Origin of the sequence: Streptomyces spiroverticillatus, assembly GCA_014650415.1 — a bacterium.
Lineage (GTDB): Bacteria > Actinomycetota > Actinomycetes > Streptomycetales > Streptomycetaceae > Streptomyces > Streptomyces spiroverticillatus.
This window is the reverse complement of the sequence record BMUX01000010.1, coordinates 245,626-271,974: the sequence shown is the minus strand read 5'-3', so window position 1 is coordinate 271,974 and position 26,349 is coordinate 245,626. Positions and strand designations below refer to the sequence as shown.

General features: G+C 72.2%; 25 protein-coding genes and 1 pseudogene. 11 read left to right on the top strand and 15 right to left on the bottom strand.

Annotated elements, in window-relative coordinates:
- Nucleotides 1–118 precede the first annotated feature (118 nt).
- Nucleotides 119–553: a hypothetical protein gene (locus IE269_RS26340; RefSeq protein ID WP_189825621.1), complete on the bottom strand. Its 435-nt coding sequence runs from the start codon at nt 551–553 to the stop codon at nt 119–121.
- A 224-nt stretch (nt 554–777) separates the two neighbouring features.
- On the bottom strand, nt 778–2,277 hold the full coding sequence (locus tag IE269_RS26335; protein ID WP_189825620.1) for an AMP-binding protein: 1,500 nt from the start codon (nt 2,275–2,277) through the stop codon (nt 778–780).
- Nucleotides 2,278–2,715: 438 nt separating this feature from the next.
- Between IE269_RS26335 and IE269_RS26330 the strand changes: the two genes are divergently transcribed.
- On the top strand, nt 2,716–3,111 hold the full coding sequence (locus IE269_RS26330) for a VOC family protein (RefSeq protein WP_189825619.1): 396 nt from the start codon (nt 2,716–2,718) through the stop codon (nt 3,109–3,111).
- Between the two features lie 32 nt (nt 3,112–3,143).
- On the opposite strand, the gene IE269_RS26325 is transcribed toward IE269_RS26330, so the two are convergent.
- Nucleotides 3,144–3,803, bottom strand: a complete 660-nt coding sequence (locus tag IE269_RS26325) for an MSMEG_1061 family FMN-dependent PPOX-type flavoprotein (protein WP_189825618.1) — start codon at nt 3,801–3,803, stop codon at nt 3,144–3,146.
- 60 nt (nt 3,804–3,863) lie between these two features.
- The gene (locus tag IE269_RS26320; RefSeq protein WP_189825617.1) at nt 3,864–4,271 is read right to left on the bottom strand and encodes a YybH family protein; all 408 of its coding nucleotides are present in this window, start codon (nt 4,269–4,271) and stop codon (nt 3,864–3,866) included.
- Between the two features lie 476 nt (nt 4,272–4,747).
- Between IE269_RS26320 and IE269_RS26315 the strand changes: the two genes are divergently transcribed.
- Together IE269_RS26315 and IE269_RS26310 are read left to right on the top strand one after the other, a co-directional pair.
- Nucleotides 4,748–6,718, top strand: a complete 1,971-nt coding sequence (locus IE269_RS26315) for an ABC transporter ATP-binding protein (RefSeq protein WP_189825616.1) — start codon at nt 4,748–4,750, stop codon at nt 6,716–6,718.
- 46 nt (nt 6,719–6,764) lie between these two features.
- The gene (locus tag IE269_RS26310) at nt 6,765–7,352 is read left to right on the top strand and encodes an alpha/beta hydrolase (protein ID WP_189825615.1); all 588 of its coding nucleotides are present in this window, start codon (nt 6,765–6,767) and stop codon (nt 7,350–7,352) included.
- On the opposite strand, the gene IE269_RS26305 is transcribed toward IE269_RS26310, so the two are convergent.
- Nucleotides 7,349–8,215 carry an alpha/beta fold hydrolase gene (locus tag IE269_RS26305; RefSeq protein WP_189825614.1) on the bottom strand — a complete coding sequence of 289 codons (867 nt, stop codon included), beginning with the start codon at nt 8,213–8,215 and terminating at the stop codon, nt 7,349–7,351. The genes IE269_RS26310 and IE269_RS26305 overlap by 4 nt on opposite strands.
- 57 nt (nt 8,216–8,272) lie before the next feature.
- Nucleotides 8,273–8,932, bottom strand: coding sequence for a maleylpyruvate isomerase N-terminal domain-containing protein (locus IE269_RS26300; RefSeq protein ID WP_189825613.1), 660 nt, complete (start codon nt 8,930–8,932; stop codon nt 8,273–8,275).
- Between the two features lie 241 nt (nt 8,933–9,173).
- Here IE269_RS26300 and IE269_RS26295 point away from each other — a divergent pair, with 241 nt between their 5' ends.
- The 3 genes from IE269_RS26295 (at nt 9,174) to IE269_RS26285 (ending at nt 11,796) form a co-directional block, all read left to right on the top strand.
- Complete coding sequence (locus IE269_RS26295) at nt 9,174–10,088, top strand: SDR family oxidoreductase (protein ID WP_189825612.1); 915 nt, start codon at nt 9,174–9,176, stop codon at nt 10,086–10,088.
- Nucleotides 10,089–10,154: 66 nt separating this feature from the next.
- Complete coding sequence (locus IE269_RS26290) at nt 10,155–11,123, top strand: helix-turn-helix domain-containing protein (RefSeq protein ID WP_189825611.1); 969 nt, start codon at nt 10,155–10,157, stop codon at nt 11,121–11,123.
- Between the two features lie 4 nt (nt 11,124–11,127).
- A complete protein-coding gene (locus IE269_RS26285) occupies nt 11,128–11,796 on the top strand; it encodes an HAD family hydrolase (RefSeq protein WP_189825610.1) in 669 nt (222 codons plus the stop codon).
- A gap of 10 nt (nt 11,797–11,806) precedes the next feature.
- Here IE269_RS26285 and IE269_RS26280 read toward each other — a convergent pair.
- A pseudogene (locus IE269_RS26280) lies at nt 11,807–12,498 on the bottom strand (class I SAM-dependent methyltransferase).
- A 554-nt stretch (nt 12,499–13,052) separates the two neighbouring features.
- On the opposite strand from IE269_RS26280, the gene IE269_RS26275 reads away from it, so the two are divergent.
- Together IE269_RS26275 and IE269_RS26270 are read left to right on the top strand one after the other, a co-directional pair.
- Nucleotides 13,053–13,352: a hypothetical protein gene (locus IE269_RS26275; protein WP_229898236.1), complete on the top strand. Its 300-nt coding sequence runs from the start codon at nt 13,053–13,055 to the stop codon at nt 13,350–13,352.
- The gene (locus IE269_RS26270) at nt 13,349–13,615 is read left to right on the top strand and encodes a hypothetical protein (RefSeq protein WP_189825609.1); all 267 of its coding nucleotides are present in this window, start codon (nt 13,349–13,351) and stop codon (nt 13,613–13,615) included. Before IE269_RS26275 ends, IE269_RS26270 begins: the two co-directional genes overlap by 4 nt.
- Here IE269_RS26270 and IE269_RS26265 read toward each other — a convergent pair.
- The 6 genes from IE269_RS26265 to IE269_RS26240 all read right to left on the bottom strand — a co-directional run bounded on the left by IE269_RS26265 (nt 13,590) and on the right by IE269_RS26240 (nt 18,657).
- Nucleotides 13,590–14,417 (bottom strand): aminoglycoside phosphotransferase, encoded by an 828-nt coding sequence (locus IE269_RS26265; protein ID WP_229898235.1) that lies wholly within the window; start codon nt 14,415–14,417, stop codon nt 13,590–13,592. The genes IE269_RS26270 and IE269_RS26265 overlap by 26 nt on opposite strands.
- A gap of 11 nt (nt 14,418–14,428) precedes the next feature.
- Nucleotides 14,429–15,007 (bottom strand): GNAT family N-acetyltransferase, encoded by a 579-nt coding sequence (locus IE269_RS26260; protein WP_189825607.1) that lies wholly within the window; start codon nt 15,005–15,007, stop codon nt 14,429–14,431.
- A gap of 71 nt (nt 15,008–15,078) precedes the next feature.
- Entirely contained in the window at nt 15,079–16,281 is a 1,203-nt protein-coding gene (locus tag IE269_RS26255) for an ABC transporter permease (RefSeq protein ID WP_189825606.1), read from the bottom strand.
- Nucleotides 16,275–17,057: an ABC transporter ATP-binding protein gene (locus tag IE269_RS26250; RefSeq protein ID WP_189825605.1), complete on the bottom strand. Its 783-nt coding sequence runs from the start codon at nt 17,055–17,057 to the stop codon at nt 16,275–16,277. The genes IE269_RS26255 and IE269_RS26250 overlap by 7 nt, the downstream gene beginning before the upstream one ends.
- A complete protein-coding gene (locus tag IE269_RS26245) occupies nt 17,054–18,145 on the bottom strand; it encodes a peptidoglycan-binding protein (protein ID WP_229898234.1) in 1,092 nt (363 codons plus the stop codon). The genes IE269_RS26250 and IE269_RS26245 overlap by 4 nt, the downstream gene beginning before the upstream one ends.
- On the bottom strand, nt 18,142–18,657 hold the full coding sequence (locus IE269_RS26240; RefSeq protein WP_189825604.1) for a hypothetical protein: 516 nt from the start codon (nt 18,655–18,657) through the stop codon (nt 18,142–18,144). The genes IE269_RS26245 and IE269_RS26240 overlap by 4 nt, the downstream gene beginning before the upstream one ends.
- An 87-nt stretch (nt 18,658–18,744) precedes the next feature.
- Between IE269_RS26240 and IE269_RS26235 the strand changes: the two genes are divergently transcribed.
- From IE269_RS26235 to IE269_RS26225, 3 genes are all read left to right on the top strand, one after another.
- On the top strand, nt 18,745–19,443 hold the full coding sequence (locus IE269_RS26235; RefSeq protein WP_189825603.1) for a response regulator transcription factor: 699 nt from the start codon (nt 18,745–18,747) through the stop codon (nt 19,441–19,443).
- Nucleotides 19,440–20,627, top strand: coding sequence for an ATP-binding protein (locus IE269_RS26230; protein ID WP_229898233.1), 1,188 nt, complete (start codon nt 19,440–19,442; stop codon nt 20,625–20,627). Before IE269_RS26235 ends, IE269_RS26230 begins: the two co-directional genes overlap by 4 nt.
- Nucleotides 20,628–20,788: 161 nt before the next feature.
- Nucleotides 20,789–22,561 carry a glycoside hydrolase family 35 protein gene (locus IE269_RS26225; RefSeq protein WP_189825602.1) on the top strand — a complete coding sequence of 591 codons (1,773 nt, stop codon included), beginning with the start codon at nt 20,789–20,791 and terminating at the stop codon, nt 22,559–22,561.
- A 61-nt stretch (nt 22,562–22,622) separates the two neighbouring features.
- Here the strand turns inward: IE269_RS26225 and IE269_RS26220 are convergent, their stop codons facing one another.
- Together IE269_RS26220 and IE269_RS26215 are read right to left on the bottom strand one after the other, a co-directional pair.
- Entirely contained in the window at nt 22,623–24,587 is a 1,965-nt protein-coding gene (locus IE269_RS26220) for a glycoside hydrolase (protein ID WP_189825601.1), read from the bottom strand.
- Nucleotides 24,588–24,793: 206 nt separating this feature from the next.
- The gene (locus tag IE269_RS26215) at nt 24,794–26,236 is read right to left on the bottom strand and encodes an RICIN domain-containing protein (RefSeq protein WP_189825600.1); all 1,443 of its coding nucleotides are present in this window, start codon (nt 26,234–26,236) and stop codon (nt 24,794–24,796) included.
- Between the last annotated feature and the right edge of the window lie 113 nt (nt 26,237–26,349).

Genomic DNA, 26,349 nt, shown 5'->3' with positions numbered 1-26,349 from the left:
CGGCGGGCGGGTTCACCGACCGGATCGGTGGCGCGGCGCGCCGGCCAGACGCTCACCCCATCGTTCGTGGGCGGGCGGCGCGCCGTGCCGAGCCGTCCCGCCCACGTGGTTCTGGCAGTCAGCCAGCCAGCGGCAAGGCGGCCGCTATCGCGTTCCGTTCCTTGCGGCCGACCAGCGGGAAGATGATTTTCAGCCCTTGCTCGCCGTCCGTCGCGGAGACGATGAAGGACGAGTTGAGCACCCGCTCCTTGATCTCCGAGCGGACGAGACCGGCGCGCGGGATCGTCATCAGGTGTTCTTCGGGCCGGGCGAACGTCGGGTTCGCGCGGAAGATGAAGATGCGGCGGTCGGTCATCGCCAGGTACATCGGAGTCGGCACCGGGATCACGGCCATTCCACCGCCGCTCAGGACGGCCGACGCTGCCGCGAACGCTGCCGTCCGGCGCACGGTGACGGAGCTCAGGTTCACGATGGTCGTCACCTCGACCTGCTCCCCGGACGCGAGCATGGGGTCGATGGCGGCCAAGAGAAGTCGGCGGCGCTTGCCGTTCACGTGCGTACTCCTGAAAGGTCGGGCCTGGCAGCGCTGGGTCCCGGTACCCGAAAAACAGCCGGGCCGGTGTCCCGCGCGGAACCCGGCCGGAATGAGTTGTCGGCACACCTTGCCGTACGCGGTCAGGGACTCATGGAGATACCCCCGGCATATGCCCGAGAAGGACGGTGATCCTGATCCTGATCCTGATCGTGGAGTGCGACACGCCGACCGCTCGGGGCGGCTCAGGCCCGGTGGACCGCCGACTTCAGGTACGACGCGCGGACCCGGTGCTTGGCGATCTTGCCGTTGGGGTCGCGGGGCAGATCGGGTACGAGGTCGAGGGTGCGGGGGACCTTGAAGCCCGCGAGGGTGGTGCGCAGGGCGGTGCGCAGCGCGTCGGGGTCGGGGGTGGCGCCCGGTTCGGGCTGGACGAGCGCGTGCAGCCGCTCGCCGAACTCCGGGTCGGGCACGCCGAAGACCGTACAGTCCAGGACCCCGTCCAGGCCGAGCAGCGCGGCCTCGATCTCGGCGGGGTAGATGTTGACGCCGCCGGAGATGACCATGTCGACGGCGCGGTCGCAGATGTAGAGATACCCGTCGTCGTCCAGGTACCCCATGTCGCCGACCGAGACGAGCCCGTCGAGCCCCGCCTCCGCGCGGGCCTCGGGGCGGCCCCGGTAGGTGAAGTCGGTGTGCGCGGGCTGGCGTACGTACAGGACGCCGACCTCGCCGGGCGCGCAGTCCTTGCCGTTCTCGTCGACGACCCGGATCTGCGCGTCGCCGAGCGGACGGCCGACGCTGCCGGGTCGCTCCAAGGCTTCGTGGGAGTCGATGACGGTGATGTAACCGGTCTCGCTGGAGGCGTACGTCTCGTGGACGATCGGCCCGAGCCACTCGATGAGGTCCCGCTTCACGTCGGGGGCGCAAGGCGCACCGGTCGAGCCGACGAAGCGCAGCGACGACAGGTCGTACCGCTCGCGCACCTCGCGCGGCAGCTTCAACAGCCGTACGTACATGGTGGGTACGCAGTAGAGCGCGTCGATGCGGTGGCGTTCCACCAGGGCGAGGGTCTGCTCGGCGTCGAAGCGCGGGGCGATGACGAACAGCCCGGCGGCGATGGCCGCGTACTGGGCGAACATGCTGGGGGCGCTGTGGTAGAGCGGGGCGGTCATCAGGGCGCGGCAGCCGGGGCGCAGTCCGTAGACCTGGCCGACGACGGCGAGGGTGCGGTTGCGGAAGTCGTCGATCTCCTCGACGGGCACGGGCGCGCGGACGACGCCCTTGGGGCGGCCGGTGGTGCCGGAGGTGTAGGCCATGTGACCACCGGGGGACACCAACGGGCCGTCGTACGCGGCCTGTTGGCCAAGCCAGGTCTCGTACGGGAGCGTGCCCGACGCCGCCGTGCCGTCGCCCACCGCGAGGACGGTGAGACCCTCGGGCAGCGCGTCGCGCGCCGCCGTCAGCAGGTCCGCGTGACCTATGACGGCCTTCGCTCCGCAGTCCTGGACGATGTAGGCGAGTTCAGCGGGGGTGAAGTGCCAGTTCAGGGGGCAGAAGTGGTAGCCGCCCAGGCGGCAGGCGAGCATGACGTCCACGTATGCGGCGTCGTTGCGCAGCAGCACCGCGACGACGTCGCCCGCACGCAGCCCGAGGGCGTACAGGCCGCCTGCCAACTTGGCTGCCCGGGATTCGAGTTCTTCGGGCGCGGTCTCGGTGCCTTCGAAGCTGACGATGGCGGTCATGGATGTCCTCTCGTCCGTCGGGCCGTACATACGTACATGCGTGCGTGCGACAGCCATCGTGTCACGCACCCCGGACCTCGCGCCTCAGTCCGGCCACCGCCCCTTTCAGGGGCGCGGGGAACTGCGCGATCAACCACGACGCACCCGCACGTACCCCTCCAACTGCCCCGCGGGTTTAGGTGAAGGGGTGGGGCTGGGGACCTCTTGGCCCGGCGGGCCGGAGCTTCACGCACCCGGTACGGGGAGGCGCCCCGAGGGCCCCCGGGGCTGCGCACACCGGGCACCCAAGGTGCGGAGCAGGCCCAGCACGCGGCCGGTCACACGGACGCAGCGCACGGCCTGCCTCCGACAGCCCCCGCTGGCTACCCTGACGCGCGGCAGGTCCGACGCCAGTACCCGTACCCGTACCCGCACCCCACCCGCACCGGAGGTTCCCGCATGACCAGCAAGTTCACCGAGATCGCCATCGACTGCGCCGACCCGGTCGGACTCGCACGGTTCTGGTGCGCGGTGCTCGGCTACGAGGTGCGGGCGGAGGAGGGCGACGGCGAGTACGTCTCCATCGGCTCCCCCGCCGTGCCCGAGGGCCGGAAGCGGCCCGGCCCCGTACCGCCGACGCTGGCGTTCGCGCGGGTGCCCGAGGGCAAGACCGGCAAGAACCGGCTGCACATCGACGTCAATCCCACCGACTGCGACCAGGAGGCGGAGGTGGCCCGCCTGCTCACGCTCGGCGCCCGCCCCGCGGACGTCGGCCAGACGGGCGAGGAGAGCTGGGTGATCCTGGCAGATCCCGAGGGCAACGAGTTCTGCGTACTGTCGACCCGCTGCCCCTGACCCGGGGCCTCCTGTCCCCGTCCCTCGTCCCCCTACTCGTACCGGTACTTCAGGGAGTCCGCCTCCGCCTGCTCGATGTCGGCGATCGTCAGCTCCGGCATCCGCAGCTGGGCCAGCGTCACTTCGGCCGAGGTCGGCTGGGCGTCGGCGGACAGCCACTTCTCCGGCTGCCAGGCCCCGCTGCGCAGCAGCGACTTGGGGCAGTGCGGGTAGACCTCCTCGATCCCGATCACCAGCGCACTGGCCGGCGGCTTGCCGACGGCGGTCAGTTGCGACAGCAGGTCCGGGCGGGTGGAGATGCAGGCCCGGCCGTTCACCCTGAGCGTGGTGGTGCGCCCCGGGATGAAGAACAGCAGCCCGGCCCGGCCGGTGGCGATGACGTTCTGGAGGGTGTCCAGCCGCTGGTTGCCGGTCGCGTCCGGTATCGCCAGCGTCCGCTCGTCCAGGACGCTGACGAACCCGGCGGGGCCGCCGCGCGGGGAGACGTCGCAGTTCCCTTCGGCGTCCACGCTGGAGATCATGACCAGCGAGGAGCAAGCGATCAACTGCCGTGTCTGGTCGGTGAGTTCGGCCATCTGCTTGCGCACGGCCCGGTCGCCGGGCAGGTCGTAGACCTGACGCAGAGCCTCCTGGTCGGCCACGGCGTCGAGGCGGAGCGCGTCGAATGTGCTGCTGGCAAGGGTGGTTGTCATATCACCGACCCTAACCGGAGGCCAATTCCGGTCACGGACCTCACCCCCGTACACGGGGCCCTAGGGCGTGGTGAGGTCCGGGAACGAGTGGTGTTCGTGGGACACCAGCCAGCGGCCCGCCTCCTTGCGCAGGCCGAGGGTGAGACGCAGGCGCAGCTCGGGGCGTTCGGCGAGTTCGGCGGGGGTGCCGCAGCGCAGGAGGGCGTGGGCGAAGGCGACGTCCGTCCCGGCGGTGACGTCCAGGGAGTCGATCTCGAAGGCCGCGCCCTGCGCCTGCCAGGCGAAGAAATCCGGCCACACCGCGCGGTAGGCGTCGATGCCTCGCACGCCCGCGAAGGGGGGCGGGACGTCGTACATCACGATGTCGTCGGCGTGCGCGTCGAGGACGGTGTCCAGGTCGCCGGAGTGCACGGCAGCGGCCCATCGCTCCACCAGGGTGCGGATCTGCTGTGCGTCGTCGGTGGTCATGGAGGGCGGCTCCTGTCGTCGTAGGCGGTACGGGTGCAGTGTTCCGGAGGGCCGTGGGGGTGGCACTCGGCCGCGCCGGTCGGTGTACCTGTCGGCACGTCCCACGACACGTCTGTCACGCCGTCAGGACGGCACCCGGCAATCCCTCACACGAGTGACGGGCCACCTTCGGGTGAATCGAACGCCGGGTCACGGCCCGCTCGCCCAGCACCGGGGCGACGGGCACCCCCAACTCGAACATTCGGTCGACGATTCGCCGCCCGACCCCCGTGACGGGTCCTTGATCAGGAGCGTTTCCCCGCTGTCATACCCGACCGCGCCCCCTCCGGAGGAATCATGAATCCCGTCCCTGCCCTCAATCAGCGTCACTTTGCGTTCGAGAACCCTCCCGTCGTCCTCGGCAGCGCCTGGCACCTGATTGACGCCGTCAGGACGCTGCCGGGCACCTCCTCACGCCGTTCACCGGGGTGGTCGGCATGAGCAAATCCGAGGACGGCCGCGACAGCCGCCCCCGCACCGGCGGCCCGGCCCACCACGGTCCGGCCACCGGCCCCGCACCCACCCCGACCGTGCCGCAGCCCCGGCCCGCGCGGCCCCGGCCCACCGTGCCGCCCGAGCTGGACTACAACGGGCGCCGGCACCGCCGGGCCATGGAGGACGCCACCCTCCTCGACATGGCCCGGCGCATCCCGGCCGCGCTGGCGCAAACCGCGCGGCTGGCCTGGTCGGTCGACCGGCGGATGGTGGTCACCGTGCTGGTCTGCCAGGTGCTGTCGGGCGTCGGCACGGCGATCATGCTGGCCGCCGTGGCGCAGGCCCTCCCCCACCTCCTCACCGCGCCGAGCCCCGCCGCCGCACTGGACGCGGCCTGGCCCGCGCTCGTGGTCGCGGGGGTGGCGCAGGCGGCCGGTTCGGGGGCGTGGATCGCCGCCGACTGGGCCACGCGCAGGCTCAACCCCCAGGTGGCCTCCGCGGCCGACCTCGCCATCGTCGATCTGCACATGCGGGCCGAGGTGAGCGCGTACGACCAGGAAGGGTTCAAGGACCGCAGCCAGGCGGCCGAGATCGGGGCGATGCGGGCGGTGGACCTCGCGGACGACGCGAAGACCTTCACCAACGGGCTCGTCCAACTGGTCTCCGCCGCTTCGGTGTTGACCGTCCTGCACCCCCTCCTCCTGCTCGTCCTCCTGCTCTCCGTCGTCCCGAAGGGCATCGGCGGGGTGATCGCGGCGCGCATCGACTACCGGGTGCACGACCGCACGGTCTCCGCCCGGAACGTACGCGGAATGATGCGCTGGTGGCTGACCACGGCCGAACTCGCCGACGAATTGCGCGCCAATACGATGCGGGAATACCTGCACTTCTGGTACCGGACGATGTGCGAACGGGTCGAGGGCCGGGAACTGGAAGGGGCGGGCCCCTATCTCCGTATCACCGCATGCGCCGCCGCCCTCTCCGGATTCTTCGTCCTCGGCATGTGGGCGTCACTGGGGGCGCTCGTTCTCGGTGGTCACATGGCGCTTGCCGTCGCCGGAACGGCGATCGTGGCCTCGCAGACGTCGGGCCGGGCGCTGAATTCGATCATTCGGTACGGCACGGTGATGTTCCACCATGCGCTGTATCTCAGCGACTACCACGAATTCCTGGACGAGGTACGGAATTCGACCACGAACCGGGGGAACACCCTTATCCACCACGCCCCGCACACCATTCACCTCGACGAAGTCGCCTTCACCTACCCCCACAAGGAAACCCCCGCCCTGCACCCCCTCTCCCTCACTCTCCGGCGCGGCGAGGTCATCGCGATCGTCGGCGAGAACGGGGCGGGAAAGTCGACTCTCGTACGTCTCCTCACCGGCCTGACCCTGCCCACCTCCGGCACTCTCCGCTGGGACACCACCGACCTCGCCACCGCCGACGCGGAGTCCGTGTGGCGGCACGTGGGACTGGTTCCGCAGAAGAACGGGCACTGGCCGCTGGCCGCGCGGGAGAACATCACGCTCGGCCAGCAGCGCGATTCCGACGACTCCGAGGTCTGGGAGGCGGCGGAATCCGTCGGCATGGCCGCACCCCTGCGCAAGCTGCCCGGCGGGCTGGACACCCTGCTGGCCCGCTCGGTGTGGGGCGGCCACGAACTGTCCGGCGGCCAGTGGCAACGCCTCGCCTGCGCCCGGGCGCTGTACCGCAGCCCCGGCGTCCTCGTCCTCGACGAACCCACCAGCGAGATGGACCCGCGGGGCGAGCACGAGATCTTCCGGGCGCTGCGGGAGATGGCCCCGGACCGGATCACGCTGGTGGTCACGCACCGCCTGGACAACGTACGCATGGCGGACCGCGTGATCGTCCTGGACCGGGGCCGCATCCGCGAGGAGGGCACGTTTGACGAACTGGTCGCCCGGGAGGACAGCCTGCTGGCCGAGCTGTACGCCCTCTCCAAGGACCGCTGACCGTACCGGGCCGTGGGGCAGCGAAGGCGGGGCTTAGCCTGGGCCCATGTTGCACTCTGAACCCAGCCGATTCGAGCCCCCGTCCGGTACCGCCACCGGTCGTGTCGCCCTCGTCGTTCCGGGGGCCGGTTACACGCCCGCCCGGCCGCTGCTGCACTACGCCCGTTCCGTATTGCTCCAACACGGTTGGACGGTACGGGAGTTGTGGTGGATGCTGCCCGACGGCTTCCGGGAGCTGGGCACCGAGCAGCAGGTGGCCTGGGCGGAGGAGCAGGTCGCGGACGCCGTCGAGACCGAGGGCGGGGCGTGCGGTCTCGTCGTCGGGAAGTCGCTGGCCTCGCTCACGACGGGGCTGGTGGCGGACCGAGGGATTCCGGCGGTCTGGCTGACGCCCCTGCTGCACCTGCCCCTGGTGGCCCGGAACCTCGCCCGGGCCACGGCCCCGACCCTGCTCGTCGGCGGGACGGGGGACGGGTCCTGGGTCGCCGGGACCGCCAGGGAGCTGCCGCACGAGATCCTCGAACTGCCTTCTGCCAACCACGGGTTGGAGGTTCCCGGTGACGCGCTCGCATCGGTCGGGCTCCTCGGGGAGGTCGTGGCGGGGCTGGAACGGTTCGCCCTCAAGCTGCCTTAGGCGCCGCCGGCGCTCGCGTCCGCCTTCGCGAGGAAGTCCGCCACCGTGCCCGCGAACCGGTCCGCGTCGTCCAGCCACGGGAAGTGCCCGGCCCCCGGCAGCACCGCCGACTCCGCGCGCGGGAACAGGCTCGCGGCCTCCGCCGCCACGCGCGGGGCCGGGCCGCCGTCCAGCTCCCCCGCCAGTACGAGCACCGGCGCGTCCAGAGCGGCCAGCACCTTGCGGGCCGCCGTCGGGTCGAAGGCGCCGGTCTGCGCGTACACATCCCCCGCCGCCTCGTTGCTCTGCTCGACGTCCACCGCCGCGTGTGCCTGCGCCTGCGCGTCCCAGCGGCCGTAGAAGAACGGCACCACCGCATCGAAGTCGTCGTCCGACGGCTCTCCGCACCACACGGCCTCGAAGGCCTCCCGGGCCGTCTCGTACCACGGCTCGCCCGCCCTCAACTCGGCTGCCTCGCGGCGCTGTTCGACGGTGAAGTCGATGCCGATCGCCCTGGCCCGCGCCGTGACGAACGTCAGGGTGCGGACGCGCTGCGGGTAACGGGCCGCATAAAGCAGGGCGAGGTCGCCGCCCGCCGAGTGCGCGAGGAGGTCGACGCGGTCGAGTCCGAGGTGGACGCGCAGGGCCTCGACGTCCTCGACCTGTCGGTCGCAGCGGTACGTCGCCGGGTCGGCCGGAGTCGCGGACGCGCCGGTTCCGCGCAGGTCGAGCAGGATCAGCTGCCGGTGGCGGGACAGACCGCCGAGGTCCCCGAGGTACACCGAGGCCCGCATCGGTCCGCCGGGCAGGCAGAGCAGGGGGGCACCCTCGCCTCGTACGTGAAAGGCGAGTTCGGTGCCGTCGGGGGCGGTGAAGTGAGACATGCGGTCATCCTCACCACCCCGGACGATCATGGCAAACCGTTTGCCCCGCGGCCCCGCTCAGCCCAGTACGAAGGGCAGGCGCTCGCCCAGCGCCCCCAGCTCCGCCCGCTCCTTCTCCGTCGCGGCCCGCCGCCCCGTGCCGACCCGCAGCGCGTCCTCGTCGGAGAACGACGCGGGGAACGACTCCCCCGCGATCCTCTCCAGCATCTGCCGCGCCGCCGCCAGCCCCTCGGCGGGCGGGCCCGGCACGCCCTCCGGCAGGTGGGCGACGAGGTCGAGGTGGTGGAGCGTCCACTCCATGACGTACGTGGACAGGTAGGCGCCCGCGGTGAGCACCTCGTCGCGGGTGCCGACCCGTGAGGTCCGGTCGGCCAGTGCGCCGGCCCGCCCGGCGGCCGAACCGAGGTCGTCCAGGTGGAACTTGAGGAGCGCGGGGTCCTGGTAGGCGGCGGCCAGCCGGACGGTGAGCGCGTCGAGGGGGTCGTCGCCGGTCGGCGGGGTGGCGGAGACGTCCCAGTAGGTCAGCTCGTCGCGGGTCGGCGGGCCGTCCTCGGGGGTGGCGAGGGTGATCAGTACGTCCTGGGCGTCGATGATCAGGTGACAGACCAGATCCTGTACGAGCCAGCCGTCGCAGCCCGAGGGGCGTGCGAAGTCCTCGTCGGCGAGGTCGGCGACCGCGGTGCGGAGGGCTGCCCATGTGTGCGAGAAGAGATCCACGGGGGAACGGTAGTGGGGGCCGCGGGGGCGAACAACCCGGCCGGGGGAGGTGGGGGTGCTGCGGGGGGTGGTGGGCCGCTGTTCCCGATGGGGCTACGCCCCTTGCCCCCTGCACGGCTACGCCGCGCGTCCTCAAGCGCCGGACAGGCTGAGGTGCACGCCCCGTCGGGGGCGGGTAGGGGAAGGGCCCACCCCGGCACCGGGTACGCGCCACTCACCCCAAGCCCCCCCGGAGGCCCCCATGCCCACCACCGGCACCGACGCCGTCACCGGCGCCTTCAGCTACTCCGGCCACGCCATCACCCAGCACCTCCACCGCTCCGGCCGCCACGTCCGTACCCTCACCGGGCACCCCCACCGCGCGCCCGCCGGCACCCCCGTCGACGTCCGTCCCCTCGGCTTCGCCGACCGGGCCCGCCTCACCCGTTCCCTGGACGGCGTCTCCACCCTCTACAACACCTACTGGGTACGGTTCGGGCACGGCAGCGTCGACCACTCCGCCGCCACCGACCGCTCCCGCACCCTGTTCCGGGCCGCCGCCGACGCCGGTGTGCGGCGCATCGTCCATGTGTCGATCACCCACCCGAGCCCGGACTCCCCGTACCCGTACTTCCGGGAGAAGGCCGCCACCGAGCAGGCGCTGGCCGATGTCGGCGTCCCGTACACGATCCTGCGCCCGGCGATCCTCTTCGGCGGCCCCGGCGTCCTCCTGAACAACATCGCCTGGCTGCTGCGCCGCCTGCCGGTCTTCGCGGTCGGCGGCGACGGCTCCTACCGGGTGCGCGGCATCCACGTCGACGACCTCGCCGCGCTGTGCGTCGCGGAGGGCCGCCGCAGCGGGAACGCGGTCCTGGACGCGGTGGGTCCCGAGCGCCCCACCTTCGACACCTTGGTACGGGCCATTGCCGACGCCGTCGGCAGCCGCGCCCGCATCCTCCATGTGCCGGGAGCCGTGATTCCGCCGCTCGCCACGGGCCTCGGCGCACTCTTGCGCGACCGCCTCCTCACCGCCGACGAGTACCGCGCGATGGCCGACGGGCTCGCCGACACGGAGGGCCCGGCCACCGGCAGCACCCTCCTCAGCACCACTCTCCGCACCGAAGCCGCCCGCCTGGGCCGCCGTTACGCCAACGAGCTCGACCGGCACTACCGCTGACAGTCCACGAAGAAGTCTCCGGAAAACACTGGAGTGTCCCGTGGGGGGAGACCTCACAGTGGAGCCATGAACGACGACGGACTCTTCACGATCGGGGCGCTCGCCCGCAGGACCGGCCTGACGGTCAAGACCATCCGGTTCTACTCCGACACCGGCATCGTGCCGTCGACCACCCGCTCCCCCTCCGGCTACCGGCTGTACGACCTCACCGCACTCACCCGCCTCGAACTCGTCCGCACCCTGCGCGACCTCGGCCTCGAACTCGCCGTGATCCGCGGGGTGTTGGACCGTGACGCCACGGTCCCCGAGGTCGCGGCGGCCCACGCGGACGCCCTCGACGTGCAGATCCGCACGCTGAGACTGCGCCGCGCGGTCCTGCGGACGGTGGCCGGGCGGGGGTCCGCTCCCGAGGAGATCGACCTCATGCACAGACTGCTCAAACTGTCCGACGAGGAACGCCGCCGCCTCGTCCACGACTTCATCGACGACACCTTCGGCGACCTGGACGCCAACCCCGAGTTCGTGGCGATGATGCGCGCCGCCATGCCGGAGCTGCCCGACGACCCGGAGCCCGAACAGATCGACGCCTGGGCCGAGTTGGCCGAACTCACCCAGGACCCCGACTTCAGTGCCGCCGTGCGCCGGATGGCCGCGCACCAGGCGAAGGAACGCGCCGAGGGCGACACCACGGGCCTGCACCACGACCTCACGGAGCTCGTACGCGACCGGGTCGGCGAAGCCCTCTCCTCCGGCATCGCGCCCGAGTCGCCCAAAGCCGTCCCGATCGTCGCCGGCCTCACCGCGCAGTACGCGCACACCTTCGGCCGCGCCGACGACGCCGCCCTCCGGCACTGGCTCCTCGACCGCCTCGACGTCGCCAACGACCCTCGTACGGAACGCTATTGGCAGCTGTTGTCCACCATCAACGGCTGGCCCGTGCCGCCCTCCCTCGCCCCGGTCTTCACCTGGCTCACCACGGCCCTGCGCAGCCTGCCGGGGCCCTCGTACGGCGTTCGAACAAGCCGCCTACCCTGAGCGCATGATCACTTCTCCCCAGCCGGTCGAGCTCGTCGTCTTCGACTGCGACGGCGTCCTCGTCGACAGCGAGCGCATCGCCGTCCGCCTCCATGTCTCCATCGGCGCCGAGCTGGGCTGGCCGCTCACCGAGGAGCAGGTGATGGAGGAGTTCGTGGGCCGGTCCAGCCTGTCGATCGGCGAGCGGATCGCCGATCGGCTCGGCACGGAGACCGCCGCCGTGTGGGGGGACCGGTTCGACCTGCTCCACCGCGAGGCCGTCGACTCCGAACTCGTACCGGTCGACGGAATCCTCGAAGCCCTCGACGCCCTGCGCACGCGGGGTCTGCCCATGTGCGTGGCGTCGAGCGGCAGCCACGAGAAGATGCGCCACACGCTCGGCCGCACCGGCATCCATCCGTACTTCACGGACCGCGTCTTCAGCGCCACCGAGGTCGCCCGGGGCAAGCCCGCCCCCGACCTCTTCCTGCACGCGGCACGGCAGTTGGGCGTGGCGCCCGAGGCGTGCGTGGTGGTCGAGGACAGCCGGTACGGGGTGCAGGCGGCCCGTGCCGCCGGGATGCGGGCGCTGGGGTACGCGGGCGGGCTGACTCCGGCGGAGTGGCTGGAAGGTCCGGACACGGTCGTCTTCGACGACATGCGCAAGCTGCCGGTGCTGCTGGGCGAGGGCTGAAGCCGCCCCGCTAGGCGGGCCGGTGGGCCAGGAAGGTGGCGTGGGTCCTGGTCGCTCCTTCAGCGGGCTCGTCCACGATCTGCGTGTCCAGGGCGAAGCCCGCCCCGCGCAGCAGGGCGATGAGGCGGGGCGGCGGGAGGAGATGGCTGGTGTACGAGACGGGGTGACCGCCGTACGCCTGCCGGGGCCGCCGGACCCCCTCCTCGCCGACATGACCGGCGAGCATGAGGCGGCCGCCCGGGGTCAAGACCCGGTGGAACTCGGCGAGGACACCCGGGAGTTGGTCCGTCGGGGTGGAGGGGGTCCCCCTGCTCGAGCGAAGCCGAGAGCTTGGGGGAGGGTGGAGTAGTACGCGAGGATGCCGGCCAGTGAGCGGTCGGCGAGGGGCAGGGCGGTCATGGAGCCCACAGCGAAGCGGAGGCCGGGGTGGGCGGCCCGGGCCAGTTCGACCATCCTGGGCGACAGGTCGAGGCCGAAGGCGGGCACGCCCAGGTCTGCCAGGTGCGCGGTGACCTTGCCCGGCCCGCAGCCCAGGTCGGCGACCGGGCCGAGGCCGGCGGCGCGTACGGTCTCGGCGAAGGCGGCGAGCAACGCGCGGGAGAGCGGGTCGAGTTGGGCCGGTGCCGGGACCTGGGCGACGTAGGCGGCGGCGACGGTGTCGTAGGACTCGCGGACGGCGGTGAGGTGGGAGGTGTCGGTCACGCGGCGACTGTAGGGGAGGCACGCTGCCGGGCGGAGCCCCGGGGTCGCGAGATCCGGCCACCCTCGCGCACGGCCGGTGACGCGGACGCCGGTACTGCCCCGGACCCGGCCCGGACTCACCTCGGACGCAGCCCGAACCCGGCACGGACCCGAACCCGGCGCGGGCTCGGCCCGGACGCAGCCCGAACCCGGCACGGACTCGCCCCGGACGCAGCTCGAACCCGGCGCGGGCTCGGCCCCGGCCTGGCGTGGGCCCGGCGCTGCCCCGGCCCGGCGTGGGACCAGCGCGGACCCGGACCCGGCCCGCCGAGGGCCCGGCGCGGACCCTGCCCTGGCCCGGCGCGGGCCGCCCGAGTGGGCCCCTGCCGTGGCCTGGTGCGGATCGCCCGAGTGGGACCCCGCCGTGGCCCGGCACGGGCCACCCGAGTGGGACCCCGCCCTGCCCCGGCACGGGCCACCCGCGTGAGACCCCGCCCGCGTACCCACTGCCCGAGTCGGGTGCGTACCGGCCCGCGCCCCGGGTAGCTTCTGGGCAGCGACGAGGAGGCAAGACCGTGAGCGCTCGACCGGCACGTCGGCGGCCCGGCCCGCACGCGGGCGGGCCGCCCATGGGCACCCTGCACGAACTGCGTGCCGCCCTGCGGACCCACGGTGCCGCCGATCTGGAGCGGTTCGAGGCGGAGTTGGACGACGCCGACCTCGACGACCTCGCCCAGGTCCGTGAGCTCATCCAGGCGTACCGGCACCGGGTCCTGCTGCGGCTCGACCCCGACGGTGCGGCCGCCCTGGCCAGGCCCAACGACGACGTGGCCGCCGAGCTGCGCCGCAAGCTGGGCGAGGCCGGCCGACGGTGACCCTGGCCTTCTACAGCGACGGCGCCGAGAAGGCCAGGGTCGATCTCGCCCCGCGCGAACGGGCTGCCGTGGAGGCGGTGCGGGCGTCCCTGGAGACGGATCCGCAGCGGGGCCGCCCGGTGCCCGACGCGGGTGAGGGCTCGGACTCGTATGTCGTGGAGCTGCTGCCCGAGGCGACGGGCGGGCGTGGCATCTCCGTCGTGCACCGCTACAGCGGGGAGCTGGATGCGGTGCTGATCACGTGGTTGGTGGCCGGGCCGTGAGGGCCGCGGCCGTCGCCCGGGTGTAGCGGGCCGACTCGCCGGGCGTCGTGTGGGCCGACGGGCCCGTGAGTTCGCTGTGCGCGACGAGGCGGAAGAGCAGGGCGCGGAGCAGTGTCTGCTGCCAGTCGGGGTGGTGGGCCGGTGCGCCCGGGGGCTGGGGCGAGGGGAGGTCGTACCAGAGCAGGCCGTCGGCGACGACGATCGCTTCGGCGTACAGGGGCGGCCGCCAGTACGGCGAGAAGTCGATGACCACGGGCGGCCCTTGGGAGGGGAAGAGCACGTTGCCGGTGAGGTCGCCGTGGACGAGCTGGGCCGGGTCCGGGGCCAGCGGGCTTCTCGCCTTCAGCAGGTCGACGAAGGGGGCGGCGAGGTCCGGGTGGAGGTCGAGGTCCTGTTCGCCGCAGGCCACCCGGTCGGCCACGGCCCACGGGTGGTCGCGCCGGGCGAGGAAGTCGGGGCGGGGTGAGCCGCGCAGGGCGCGGTGGAAGGCGCGGCCCGCCGCGAGGACTTCCGCCCAGCGGCCCTGCGGGCCCGGCTCGCCCGTCAGGTACTCGGCGGCCGTCCAGCCGTCCACCGTGCTGCGCCCGTCCGGGGTACGGAGGGGGCGGGGGACCCGGAAGCTGTCCTCCGCCGCCAGTCCCTCGTGCAGGCGCGCGGCCCATTCGGTCTCGGGGGCCGTGGCGTCGGCGGGCTTGAACACGTACCCGCCGACGCGCACGCTGCGCCCCTGCCCGCCGGTGAGCGGGACCGGTTCGCCCCGTACGCCGAAGGCTTCGAGGACGGCCGGGGGCGGTACGTGCACCACCGCCCCCCTCAACTTCCGCGCAGGTCGCGGCGCATGAGCACGCGGGGGTGTCCGGCCAGGACCGAGGTCGTGTCGGCGGCGTGGGTGAAGCCGGCGCGGTCGAAGTTCTTGCGCAGGCCCGCGTAGGCCATCGTCAGGTCGACCTGCGCGTCGCCGTTGTCGAGCGGGTACGCCTCGACCACCGGAGCGCCCTGGGCACGGGCGAACTCCACCGCGCCCTCGATGAGCGCGTGCGAGATGCCTTTCTTGCGGTGGCCCGGGCGCACCCGGATGCACCACAGCGACCAGACCGGCACATCGTCCACGTGCGGGATCTTGCGGCTCTTGGCGAAGGTCGTGTCGGCGCGCGGGGCGACGGCCGCCCAGCCCACCGGCTCGTCCCCGTCGTACGCGAGGACGCCCGGCGGCGGCTTCTTCGCGCACAGCTCGGCGACGTACTCCCCGCGAGCCGGGCCGACGAGGGCGGTGTTGAGCTTGGTCGGGATGCGGTAGCTCAGGCACCAGCACACGTTGGCGGTCGGGGACTTCGGGCCGACCAGGGCGCGGACGTCCTCGAAGACCGTGGCCGGACGGATCTCGATGGTCATGGGGTCATCGTGGCACGGGGGTCTGACAGTCCCGGTCCTGTACGAGGACCGGGACTGTCAGACCCCGGTGGCTACGCCGCGTGCAGCGCCAGCGTCGGCGACAGCCGGGCCGCGCGCACCGCCGGGTAGAGGCCCGCGACCGTACCGATCACCAGCGTCGCGCCGAATCCGCCGAGCACCGCCCACGGCGGAACCACCCACGGCAGGCCCGCCGCCCCTGCGTACACGGCGGTGGCGGCCGCCCCGAGCGCCACACCCGCGAGGCCGCCGAGGCCGGACAGCAGCAGGGACTCCGTGACGAACTGGATGCGGATCTGCCCCTTCGTCGCGCCCAACGCCCGGCGCAGGCCGATCTCGTGGCGGCGTTCGAGCACCGAGATGATCATGGTGTTGGCGACGCCCACCCCGCCCACCAGCAGGGCGACTCCGCCGAGCCCGAGGAGCAGATTGGTGAACGCGCCCTCGGCCGCCGCCTTGGCCTGGAGGGCGTCGGCGGGGTTGCTGACGGCGACGAGTTCGGGGTGCTCGGGGTTGATGGTCCCGCCCAGCGCCTTGCGGACGGCGTTCACGGAGGCGTCCGTGGAGCGTTCGTACAGCGCGGTCGGATGGCCGTCGAAGCCGAACTTCTGCTGGGCGTACTCCCAGCCGATCAGCGCGGAACGCTCCACGTCGGGGGCGAGCGGCACCTTGTCGAGGATGCCGATGACGGTGAAGTACGTGTCGCCGATCAGGACTTGGCCGCCGGGTGCGCCGACGCCGAGCCGCTGGGCCGCGACGTGGCCGAGGACGACGGAGGGGTAGCGTCCGTTCGCCGCGTTGAGCCAGGTGCCGTCGCGGAGCCTGCCGCGCAGGACGCCCGGCAGATCGCCCGTCGCGGCCTTGAGCGCTATGCCGTTGGTGTCCTCGGGCGGGGTCAGCTCGCTGCGGTAGACGGGCTGGTCGAGGTCGCCGGTGGCGGCGGTGTGCTCGACGCCGGGGATGCGGGCGGCGGTCGCGACGGAGTCGCGGGGCAGCCGTACGTCCTGGCCGGGGATGATCGACTGGCCGGGGCCGGCCTTGAGGAGGTTGGTGCCGAGGCGGTCCAGCTGGTCCATCAGCTGGGCCTTGCTGGAGGCGGAGATGCCGACCACGGCGATCATCGTGGCGATGCCGATCGCGATGCCGAGGGCCGACAGCAGGACCCGCAGCGGCCGCCCCCGCAGGCCGGCGGAACCGGTGTGCAGGACGTCGCGGGGCCGGAGCCGGGTGGGCGTGAGGGCGGGCTGCGTCAGCATGCGGGGACACCGCCCTGCGCATCGGCCGTACCGGCTGGGCTCGCCGTGTCGGCGACCACGCGCCCGTCCCGGATGCGGACCTGCCGGGGCAGGCTGTCGGCGATCTCGGTGTCGTGCGTGATGACGGCGATGGTCGCGCCGTCCGCGTTCAGGTCGTGCAGCAGCCGCATCACCGCCTCGCCGGACGCGGTGTCCAGCGCGCCCGTCGGCTCGTCGGCGAGCAGCAGATCGGGGGCGCCGACGACCGCGCGGGCGATGGCCACCCGCTGCTTCTGGCCGCCGGAGAGCTGGTGCGGCCGGTGGTCCATGCGGTCGGCCAGCCCCACCCGCTCCAGCGCTTCCGCCGCCATCCTCCTGCGTACGGTCCGGGACCGGCCGGTGTAGAGAAGGCCGTCGGCGACGTTGTCCCGGGCGGTGGCGCCGGGGGCGAGGTGGAAGGCCTGGAAGACGAAGCCGATGTGCTGGGCGCGCAGGGCGGAGAGCCTGCGGTCGGTGAGGGCCGCCACGTCGTGCCCGGCGAGGTTCACCGCCCCGGAGGTGGGCCGGTCGAGGGTGCCGACGATGTGCAGCAGCGTCGACTTCCCCGACCCGGAAGGGCCGACGATGGCGAGCAGTTCACCCCGTTCGATGCTGAGGTCGATCCCGGCGAGGGCCTGCACGCCGCCCGGGTACTCCTTGGTGACACCGCGAAGCTCCACCACGGTGTCCGGGCCGCCGCGAGGCCGGTCCGCGCCGGAGTCGGGTACGGCCGGGGCACTCGTACCGTACGTACTCATATGCGCGGCACCCCCACCTTCGCGCCCTCGGTCAGGTCGCCCCCGGTGACCTCCACGCGGCCGCCGCCGAACAGGCCGAGGGTCACCTTCACCTGGCGGACCTTGCCGTTCTCCACGACCTGCACGCCGAAGCCGCCGTCCGGGAGGGCGAGGAGTGCGTTCACCGGGACCGTGAGCACGCTCTTCTTCGTCTCGCCGACGATGCGGACCGTCACCGGTGCCTGGTCCAGGCCCTTCGCCTTGTCCGGGTCGTCGAAGGCGACGGTCACCGTGATCTTGGGTTTGGCGTCCGGTTCCTGGCCCTGCGGGTCCTTCGGGGGGTCGACCGTCGTGCCGACGGAGCGGATCCGGCCCTCGGCCGTGCCCCCGCCGGGCAGTTCCACGGTCACCCGTGCACCCTCCTTGACCCCGCCGGCCTTGGCGACGTCCAGTTTGATCGTCACGATGCGGTCGGAGCCCGTGGTGGTGAGGACGTGCCCGCCGGGTGCGAGGGGGTCGCCGAGCCCGGCCGCCGCCGACTTCACCCGCAGCGCGCCCGGGGCGAAGGCGATGTCGCCCGCCCCGACCCGGCCGGTCTGCCGGACGCCGTGCTTGCGCTGCCAGCGCTTGACCGCCTCGGTCGTGCCGGGGGTGAACTTCTCGTCGACGGTGAGCGCGGCCCCGTACCCCATGGCCTGGAGGTTCGCCTTGAGCTGGCGCACGTCGCGGCCCTTGTCGCCCTGTTTGAGGTCCCGGTACATGGGCTCCTTGCCGTACAGGAGGCGGACCGGGGAGCCGTTGACCTGGTAGAGGATCCCGTCGCGGGAGATCGTGGAGCCGGTGGCGGGGAGGGAGGTGAGGACGCCCGACGCGGATGCGGACGCGGACGCGTTGATCTTGCGTTCGCCGTCGTAGCCGATGGTGCCGTGGGTCTGGCTGCTCGTGCTGAGGGAGCCGCGCTCCACGGAGGCGGTGGCGGGCGGCAGTCCGGCGGACTCCTCCTGGCCCGCCGCGTCGGCCTCGCGGTCGCCGAGCACGGTCACCGCGGCGGTGCCGCCGCCCGCGACGAGCAGGAAGGCGAGGGCGAAGCCCAGGGATTTGCGGGTCACTGGGGGTTCCCCTCGGCGTCGAGGTTCATCGCGTCGGTGAGGATCTTGTTGCACTTCTCGTGCGCCTTGTCGAAGCCGGGCTGATTGACCATCTCGGGCGTGCCGAGGGCCTCGCCCTCCTGCTTCGGGTCGGGGATGTCGAAGCCCTCCCCGCGCATGCAGCGCGCGTACTTGACCATGGCGTCCAGACCCGCGCTGCGGCCCTGCTTGAAGGCCTGGCTGTCGCCCTTGTTGCAGGCGGTCATCGCGGCCTGGAGCTTCTCCGGGTCCTGCCCCTCGCCGATCTTGACGGTGTCGCCCGGCTTGGACTCGGGCATGTCGATGCCGTGCTCCTTCATGCAGGACCGGAACTTGAGGGCGGCGTCGGCCGCGGCCCCCTCGCCGGTGGCGTTGTCCGGCTGCGAGGACTGCGAGGGCTGCGAGCAGGCGGTCGCGAACAGGGCGAGTGCCGCCACCGCGACGGCGAGGGCGGGACGGCGGGTGCGGGCGCTGCGTGAGCTGAGTGAGGTCATGGCGGAACAGTGCGGCAGGCCGGTGTTTCGTTTCCCTCTGCGCGGTGCTTACAAAGACGAAAGGTCCCCATGCCGTAGACAGGAGCCATGCGCGTACTGGTGGTGGAGGACGAGGAATTCCTCGCGGAGATGATCGCCGAGGGGCTCCGCCGGGACTCCCTCGCCGTGGACGTGGCGCACGACGGCCTTCAGGCCCTGCGCAAGCTGGAGCTGGGCGCGTACGACGTCCTGGTCCTGGACCGCGACCTGCCCGGTCTGCACGGCGACGAGGTCTGCCGCCGGGTCGTACGGGAGGGCCTGCTGACCCGCATCCTCATGCTCACCGCATCCGGCGCGCTGCACGAGCGGGTCGAGGGGCTCGGGCTGGGTGCGGACGACTACCTCACCAAGCCCTTCGCGTACGACGAACTGCTCGCCCGCGTCCTGGCCCTCGGCCGCCGCGCCCGGCCCGCCCTGCCGCCGGTGATCGAGCGGGCGGGCCTGACCCTGGACACGGCCCGCCGCAGGGCCCGCCGGGACGGGATGCCGCTGGAGCTGTCCCGCAAGGAGTTCGCCGTGCTGGAGACGCTGATGCGGGCGGACGGCGCGGTGGTGAGCGGCGACGAACTGATCGAGCAGGTCTGGGAGGAGGACACCAGCTACCGCACCAACGCGGTCCGCGTCACCCTGAGCAAACTCCGCGCCAAGCTGGGCGACCCCCCGGTGGTGGAAACCGTCCCCGGCGCGGGCTACCGCATCGCCGAGGCCCCATCGGCGCCCACTCCCGACGAAAGGCCCCGCCCATGAGGTCCCCCGGCGCCATGACCGGCGAGCGGACCCGGCTCACCGCCCTGTACGCCGGCCTCCTCGTCCTCTCCGGCGCAACCCTCATCGGCGTCGTCTACCTGCTCGTCCGGCAGGGCATCAACGGGCAGATCGGCAAGGCCGTCACCCAGGTCATCTCCGCGTCCGACGTGGCCGCGTACCGGCCGGGGCACACCGTCCCGATGCACCCGGCGGACCCCTCGCGCCCCGGCGACCCGCCCGTCCTCTCCCCCGACCAGCTCGTCAACTCCGCCGCCCAGGCAGCTCTCGGGCGGCTGCTGACCGTCTCGCTCCTCACCCTCGCCGCGTTCGTGCTGCTCTCCGTGGTGCTCGCCTGGTGGCTGGCGGGCCGGGTGCTGCGTCCCGTCGACGTGATCACCGAGACCGCCCGCCGCCTCTCCGGCAGCAACCTGGACCAGCGCATCGCCCTCGACGCCCCGCCCGGCGAGCTGAAGCGCCTCGCCGACACCTTCGACGAGATGCTCGGCCGCATCGAGCAACTGGTCACGGCCCAGCGCCGGTTCGCCGCCAACGCCGCCCACGAGCTGCGCACCCCGCTCGCCCTCCAGCGGGCCGCCGCCGAGATCGGCCTCGCGGGCGAACCCGACGCCGAGCGCGTCCGAACCATCCGGCAGAAGCTGATCGAGCTGAGCGACGACAGCGCGCAGACGATCGAGAGCCTCCTCACCCTGGCCCGTGCCGAACAGGGCCTCGACGCCCCCGAACCCGTCGCCCTGCACACGCTCGCCGCCTCCGCCGCCCTCGCCACCGAGGCCGAGGCCCAGGAGCGCGGCATCGCGCTCGACCTCGACCTGCGCCCCCTCCAGGTCGACGGCGACCCCGTCCTCCTGACCCGCCTGCTCCACAACCTCCTGGCCAACGCCCTGCGTTACAACCACCGCGACGGCCGCGTCACCCTCTCCACCGCCCCGGACGGCACCCTGACCGTCTCCAACACGGGACCCGTGGTCCCCGCCGAGTCCGCCCCCCGCCTCTTCGAGCCGTTCCACCGCCTCCAGCCGCGCCGCCACTCCCCCACCGAGGGCGTCGGCCTCGGACTGGCCCTGGTCGCCTCGATCGCACGGGCGCACGGCGCACAGGCCCACGCGGAGCCGAACCCCGACGGCGGCCTCACGGTCCGCGTGATGTTTCACGTGAAACGCTGATACGTCCGGATCTCCCGCCCACCCCGCCCGACCGCCCCACCGCATCCCATGCTTGCCATCGCCCCTGTGTTTACGTAAACATACGAGGGTGGGCGCCACCCCCCCCACTGGCGCACGCCACTTCGCCTCCTTCCGGCCCTCCAGCACAGGAGCCACCGCACATGCCCGTACTCCAGACCGATGACGCCGGTGGGTTCCGACTCGACGGCGAACCCTTCCGGATGCTCTCCGGCGGACTGCACTACTTCCGCGTGCACCCCCGGCAATGGGCCGACCGCCTGCGCAAGGCCCGGCTCATGGGGCTCAACACCGTGGAGACGTACGTCCCCTGGAACCTGCACCAGCCCCGCCCCGACCGCTTCCGGATGGACGGGGACGTCGACCTGCCCGCCTTCCTCGATCTCGCCGCCGCCGAGGGCCTGCACGTACTGCTGCGCCCCGGACCGTACATCTGCGCGGAATGGGAGGGCGGCGGCCTCCCCTCCTGGCTGCTCGCGCAACCAGAGCACCCGGAGCAGCCCGACATACGCCTGCGCACCCGCGACTCCCGCTTCCTGGCCGCCGTGGACGACTACTTCACCCGCCTCCTCACCCCTCTCCTGCCGTACCTGGCCTCGCGCGGCGGCCCGATCCTCGCCGTACAGGTGGAGAACGAGTACGGGGCGTTCGGCGACGACACCGCGTACCTGGAGCACCTGGCCAAAACCCTGCAGGAACTGGGCGTGGACGTACCCCTGTTCACCTGCGACCAGCCCGCCGACCTGGCGCGCGGCGCCCTGCCCGGTGTGCTCGCGACGGCCAACTTCGGCAGCCGGTCGACGGCCGGCCTCGCGGCCCTGCGCGCGCACCAGCCGGACGGGCCCCTGCTCTCGACGGAGTTCTGGATCGGCTGGTTCGACCGGTGGGGCGGCTACCACATCGTCCGCGACCCGGACGACGCCGCAAGCGAGCTGGACGAACTCCTCGGCGCCGGGGCCTCGGTCAACTTCTACATGTTCCACGGCGGCACCAACTTCGGCTTCACCAACGGCGCCAACGACAAGCACACCTACCGGCCGACGGTCACCTCGTACGACTACGACGCGCCGCTCGACGAGGCGGGCGACCCGACCCCGAAGTTCACCGCGTTCCGCGAGGTCATCGCCAAGTACGCGCCGGTCCCGGACGAGCCGGTGCCCGCCCCTGCGGAAAAGCTCGGGGTCGCCGCGGTGGCACTCACCGAGAGCGCGGCGCTGCTGGAACAGGCGGGCGCGCTCGGCCGGAGCGTGACCTCCGAACGGCCGCTGACGATGGAGCAGTTGGGCCAGGACTTCGGTTTCGTGCTGTACGAGACGGTCCTGCGGGAGGCCGGTCCGGCGCTGCTGGACCTGCCCGAGGTACGCGACCGGGCCCAGGTCTTCCTCGACGGGCAGCCGGTGGGGGTGCTGGAGCGGGAGAACCACGAGCACGCCCTCGCGTTCGCCGTCCCCCGGGCAGGAAGCGTGCTGCGGGTGCTGGTGGAGAACCAGGGCCGGGTCAACTACGGCCCCGGCATCCACGACCGCAAGGGGCTCCCCGGCGGGGCCTTCCTCAACGGCGCGGAGCTGCTGGACTGGACGAGCCGCCCCCTCCCCCTGACCTCGTTCGACGCCCTCGGCTTCACCGCCACGACGGCGCCGCGCGTCGGCCCCGCCCTCCACCGCGGCACTTTCACGCTGGACCGGGTCGCGGACACCTTCCTGCACCTGGACGGCTGGACCAAGGGCAACGCCTGGGTGAACGGCTTCGCGCTCGGCCGGTACTGGTCGCGGGGGCCGCAGCGGTCGCTGTACGTGCCGTGGCCGGTTCTGCGCGAGGGGGACAACGAGGTGGTCGTCCTCGAACTGCACGCGGCGCCCGGCACCCGGACGGTGTCGTTCCGGGAGCAGCCGGACCTGGGCCCGACGGACGAGTGAGCACACGGAAAGGCCGGATGCCGACCCTCGGTGAGAGGGTCGGCACCCGGCCGGACGGACCTCAGCCAGTAGCGGCACCGGGCAGGGTCCAGGACTGGTTGCGCCCGGTGGTCGGCCGGTACACCCCGACCTCGGCACCGTCGTGGGTGGCCTCGTTGAAGACGTCGAGGAGCTTCCCGGTGGCGCGGTTGACCAGAGTGGTGCGGCCGTCGCCGGTGGTGGAGCGCATCCACTGCTGGGCGGCCGAGCTGTCGGGCGCGGCAAGCGTGAGCGCGTCACCCGAGGCGGAAAGTGCCTTGCCGGTCTTGGTGTTGGTGATGCGGTAGGCGGCGGTGTGGCTCCAGTTGCCCGGGGTGGCCGGGGTGAAGGTCCACTGCTGGGCGGTGTCGGCCGGGTCGGCGGTGCGCTGGACGGGTGCGGTGCGGCCGTCGGCGGTGACCGTGGACAGGGCGAGCCCGCTGTGGTCGCTGACGATCCGCCGCGGGGCGCCGGCGGGTGTGGTGGCCGCTTTGGGGTTCACCCCGTTCGCCTGCGGGAGCACGAAGGTGGTGACCGAGCCCGGCGGGACGGTGGCCTTGAGGGTCTTTCCGGTGAGCGTCAGGTCGAAGTCCCGCTGGAGGTCGCGGGTGCCGTCGGTGACGTGCCGCTGCACGGCCCCGGTGCCGACGCTGCCGAAGCCGGTCAGGTCGAGGCTGATCTCCCGCGCCTCGCCGGTGGCGTTGGTGTGCACGACGACCGCGCCCTGCCCACTCGGACACAGGGCGGCCAGGGTGTCGGTGTCATCCGTATTGATGACGCGCGCACCGGGCCGGACGAAACGGCTGTAGTTCGCCATCGCCCAGTACTTCTTGTTCTTGCGCAGGGGCTCCGTGGCGGCGTTCTCCGGCGTGAAGTCGGTCTGTATCAGCCCCCAGTTGGAGTTCTCGCGGCCGGGCGTCATGTTCTCGTAGTCCTCGACGGCCTGCCACAACACCCAGGCGCTGGGCTCCAGTTCGCGGATGTCGTCGTTGATGCGGCGGGTCAGGTCGAGGGCAGGGCTCATGTCGGTGAAGCTCTGCGGGACGCTGCCGCCGAGGTCGACCTCGGACATCCACAACCGCTTCGCCTCACCCTTGGCGATGTCCCGGACACCGGTGCGGCCCCCCGTCCCGTACGTGTGCGTGTTGAGCTGTCCGACCGCACCCCGCACTCCACCCTCGTAACTCTCCCAATTCCCCCGGAACTTGTCGGGGTTGGTCTCGTCCATGGCGGCGATCGGGGTGCGCAGTCCTTGGGCGTCGAGCGCGGAACGCAGGGCGGTGACCATACGAGCCTGGGAGACGGGGTCCCAGTGCGACCCCTCCTGCCGGCCGCCCGCCTTCCAGTAGTCCGTATTCGGCTCGTTGACGGGCGATACGGAACCGAAGCCGACCCCTGCCGACTTCTGCACCCGGGCCAGGGAGCCTGCGAGATAGGCGGCGAACCTGTCGTACTGGTCGGAGCGGAGGTTGTCCTCCCAGGGGACGTCTGCGCCGGAGACCTTCCCGCTGCGGGTCATGAAGTACGGGGCGGAGTTGGAGAAGGCTTCGAAGGTGCGGGCCCCGCGCGCCTTGGCGGCCTTGAGCCACCACACCTGGTTGGCGTCGGCGCCGGACTTCCAGTGGGTGGGCTCGGCCGGATTCCACCAGTCGGGGGACTCGCCGCCCGGCCGGTTCCAGTGCCCGGGAACGGCTCCGCCGGGCCGCATGTAGGGCGCGGTCTCGGGACTGTCGCCGCCGCCGATGTTGTAGCGGGCGATGGTGAAGCCGAGACCGTCGGCCCCGTACAGGGCATCGGCGAGCCGCTGCCGCTGGGCGTCGGGCCACCCCCCGGTGACGTTGGCGAACCAGGCGAGGGCGGTCCCCCACCCCTGGAAGGGCGCCTGCTGATAACTGGGATCGAGCCGAATGGTGCGCGGCGCTTCGGCAGCCGCCTGAGCGGCTGGGGCGGCCGCGGCGAGGGTGCCGAGGGCAACGAGAAGTCCAAGAGCTCGGGTCGAACGGACCATACTGAGTCTCCTTGAGAAGGTGAAGGCGTGCCCCGCAGGGGCGCGGGGCTCTGTCGATTTGCGGCTCCGCCGCGTGGGCGCGAGCAACCCAAAACCAAGCCGCGCGGCAAGCGCTTTAGGGAAAGGGGCGGGACCGGGGCGAAATCCGGGGGCCCGGGGGGGCAGCGCCCCCGGCACGAACAGCACCCCCACCCGCCCCGCACGGATCAACCCCCCACCACACCCCTCTTCCACACCTGATTCGCCCCGGAATTGCACTCCCACAACACCAACGGCGCCCCGTCCCCCCGGGACTGGTTCAACACGTCCAGACACTTACCGCCGTTCTTGACCCGAACCCCATCCCCGTCCCGCGACACAACCCACCGCTGCCCCGCACCCCCGTCACACCCCACCTGCACGACAACAGCACCGTCCACCGCCGAACCACCCCTCGGCGCAAGGCACTTCCCACTGTTCCGCGCAACGATCTGCACCTCACCACCACCGACCCCCTTCAACCAGAACTCCTGGTTGAAGCTCCGCCACCCGCACCCCCACTGCACCACCGGCGCGTCGTCCCACACCGCCCGGTCCGCCACGTCCGCACACTTGCCGCTGTGCAGAGCAGTGAGCGTCTCCCAACTCCCGATCCCGGTCACCCGCCCCGCCGCCGCGTCGACCGTCAGCTGCGGGAAGAACTCCATCCTCATCGTCGTCCTCGTCGGGAAGGACAGCGGCGCCCACACGTACTGCGAGTCGTTGACCGTCCCGCCCATGGAGTTCCCCCACCGGTCGCCCATGTACAGAAACGTGGTCCCGCCACTCCCCTGCACCGGCAGCACGTACGCCGTCTGCGACCCGTACGTCGTGTCGTCGCCGATGTCCGTGAGCCCGCTCCACTCCCCGGTGACACTGCCGGCAGTCGCGTACTTCTGCTGGTTCGGCGACCAGCCCGTGGCCCCGGACGTCAGCAGGAAGTACACGCCGTCGCGCACGAACATGGCGGGCGCCTCCCGCGACTGCCCGGCCCACAGCTTCTGCACCTGGGACTCGATGCCGGTGTAGTCAGCAGTCAGCCGGTACACGTGCAGATCACGATTCTCGTTCGCCGCGGAGATCATGTAGCCGGCCCCGTCACCGTCGACGAACGTCGTGATGTCCCGCGACATGTGCCCGAGCGGCCGGAAGCTCCCCTTCCACGCGTAGTCCCCGTCCACGGTGTCGGAGACGGCGACCGCGGCGCGCGCCTCGCTGTAGTCCGTGGCGCTGCCCTCCTTGTGCATCCACATCACGAACTTCCCCGTGGCCTTGTTGAACATGACCTTGGGACGCTCGATGTTGGCGGTCGCCAGCTCGGGGTCGGTCGCCTGGCTGAGGACGTGCTTGCGGAACTCCCAGTTCTTGAGGTCCTTGGAGCGGTAGGCGGAGACGTAGCGGAAGCTGTTGTCCGCGTTCCGGTTCTCGCCGAACCAGTAGTAGTAGCCGTCGGCCCGGACGACCCCGCCGCCGTGCGCGTGCACGGGGTTGCCCTGCGGGTCCTTGAACTGGGTGGCGTTGGTGAGGGTGACCGGGGCCGCCTGTGCGGTGCCCGTGGCGCCCAGGAGCGTCAGGAGCAGCGCGGCCAGCAGAGCCGCGCAGAGCGCATTGGCCGGAAATATTCGTCGCATCGAGTACCTGTGCATCAAGCACCTCTCGTGGGGGGCACACCAGGACGGTGACAGCGCGGATTCCGCCGAATGATGTTTGCGTAAACACCTGTGCCCTGGAGAGATTGGGAGAC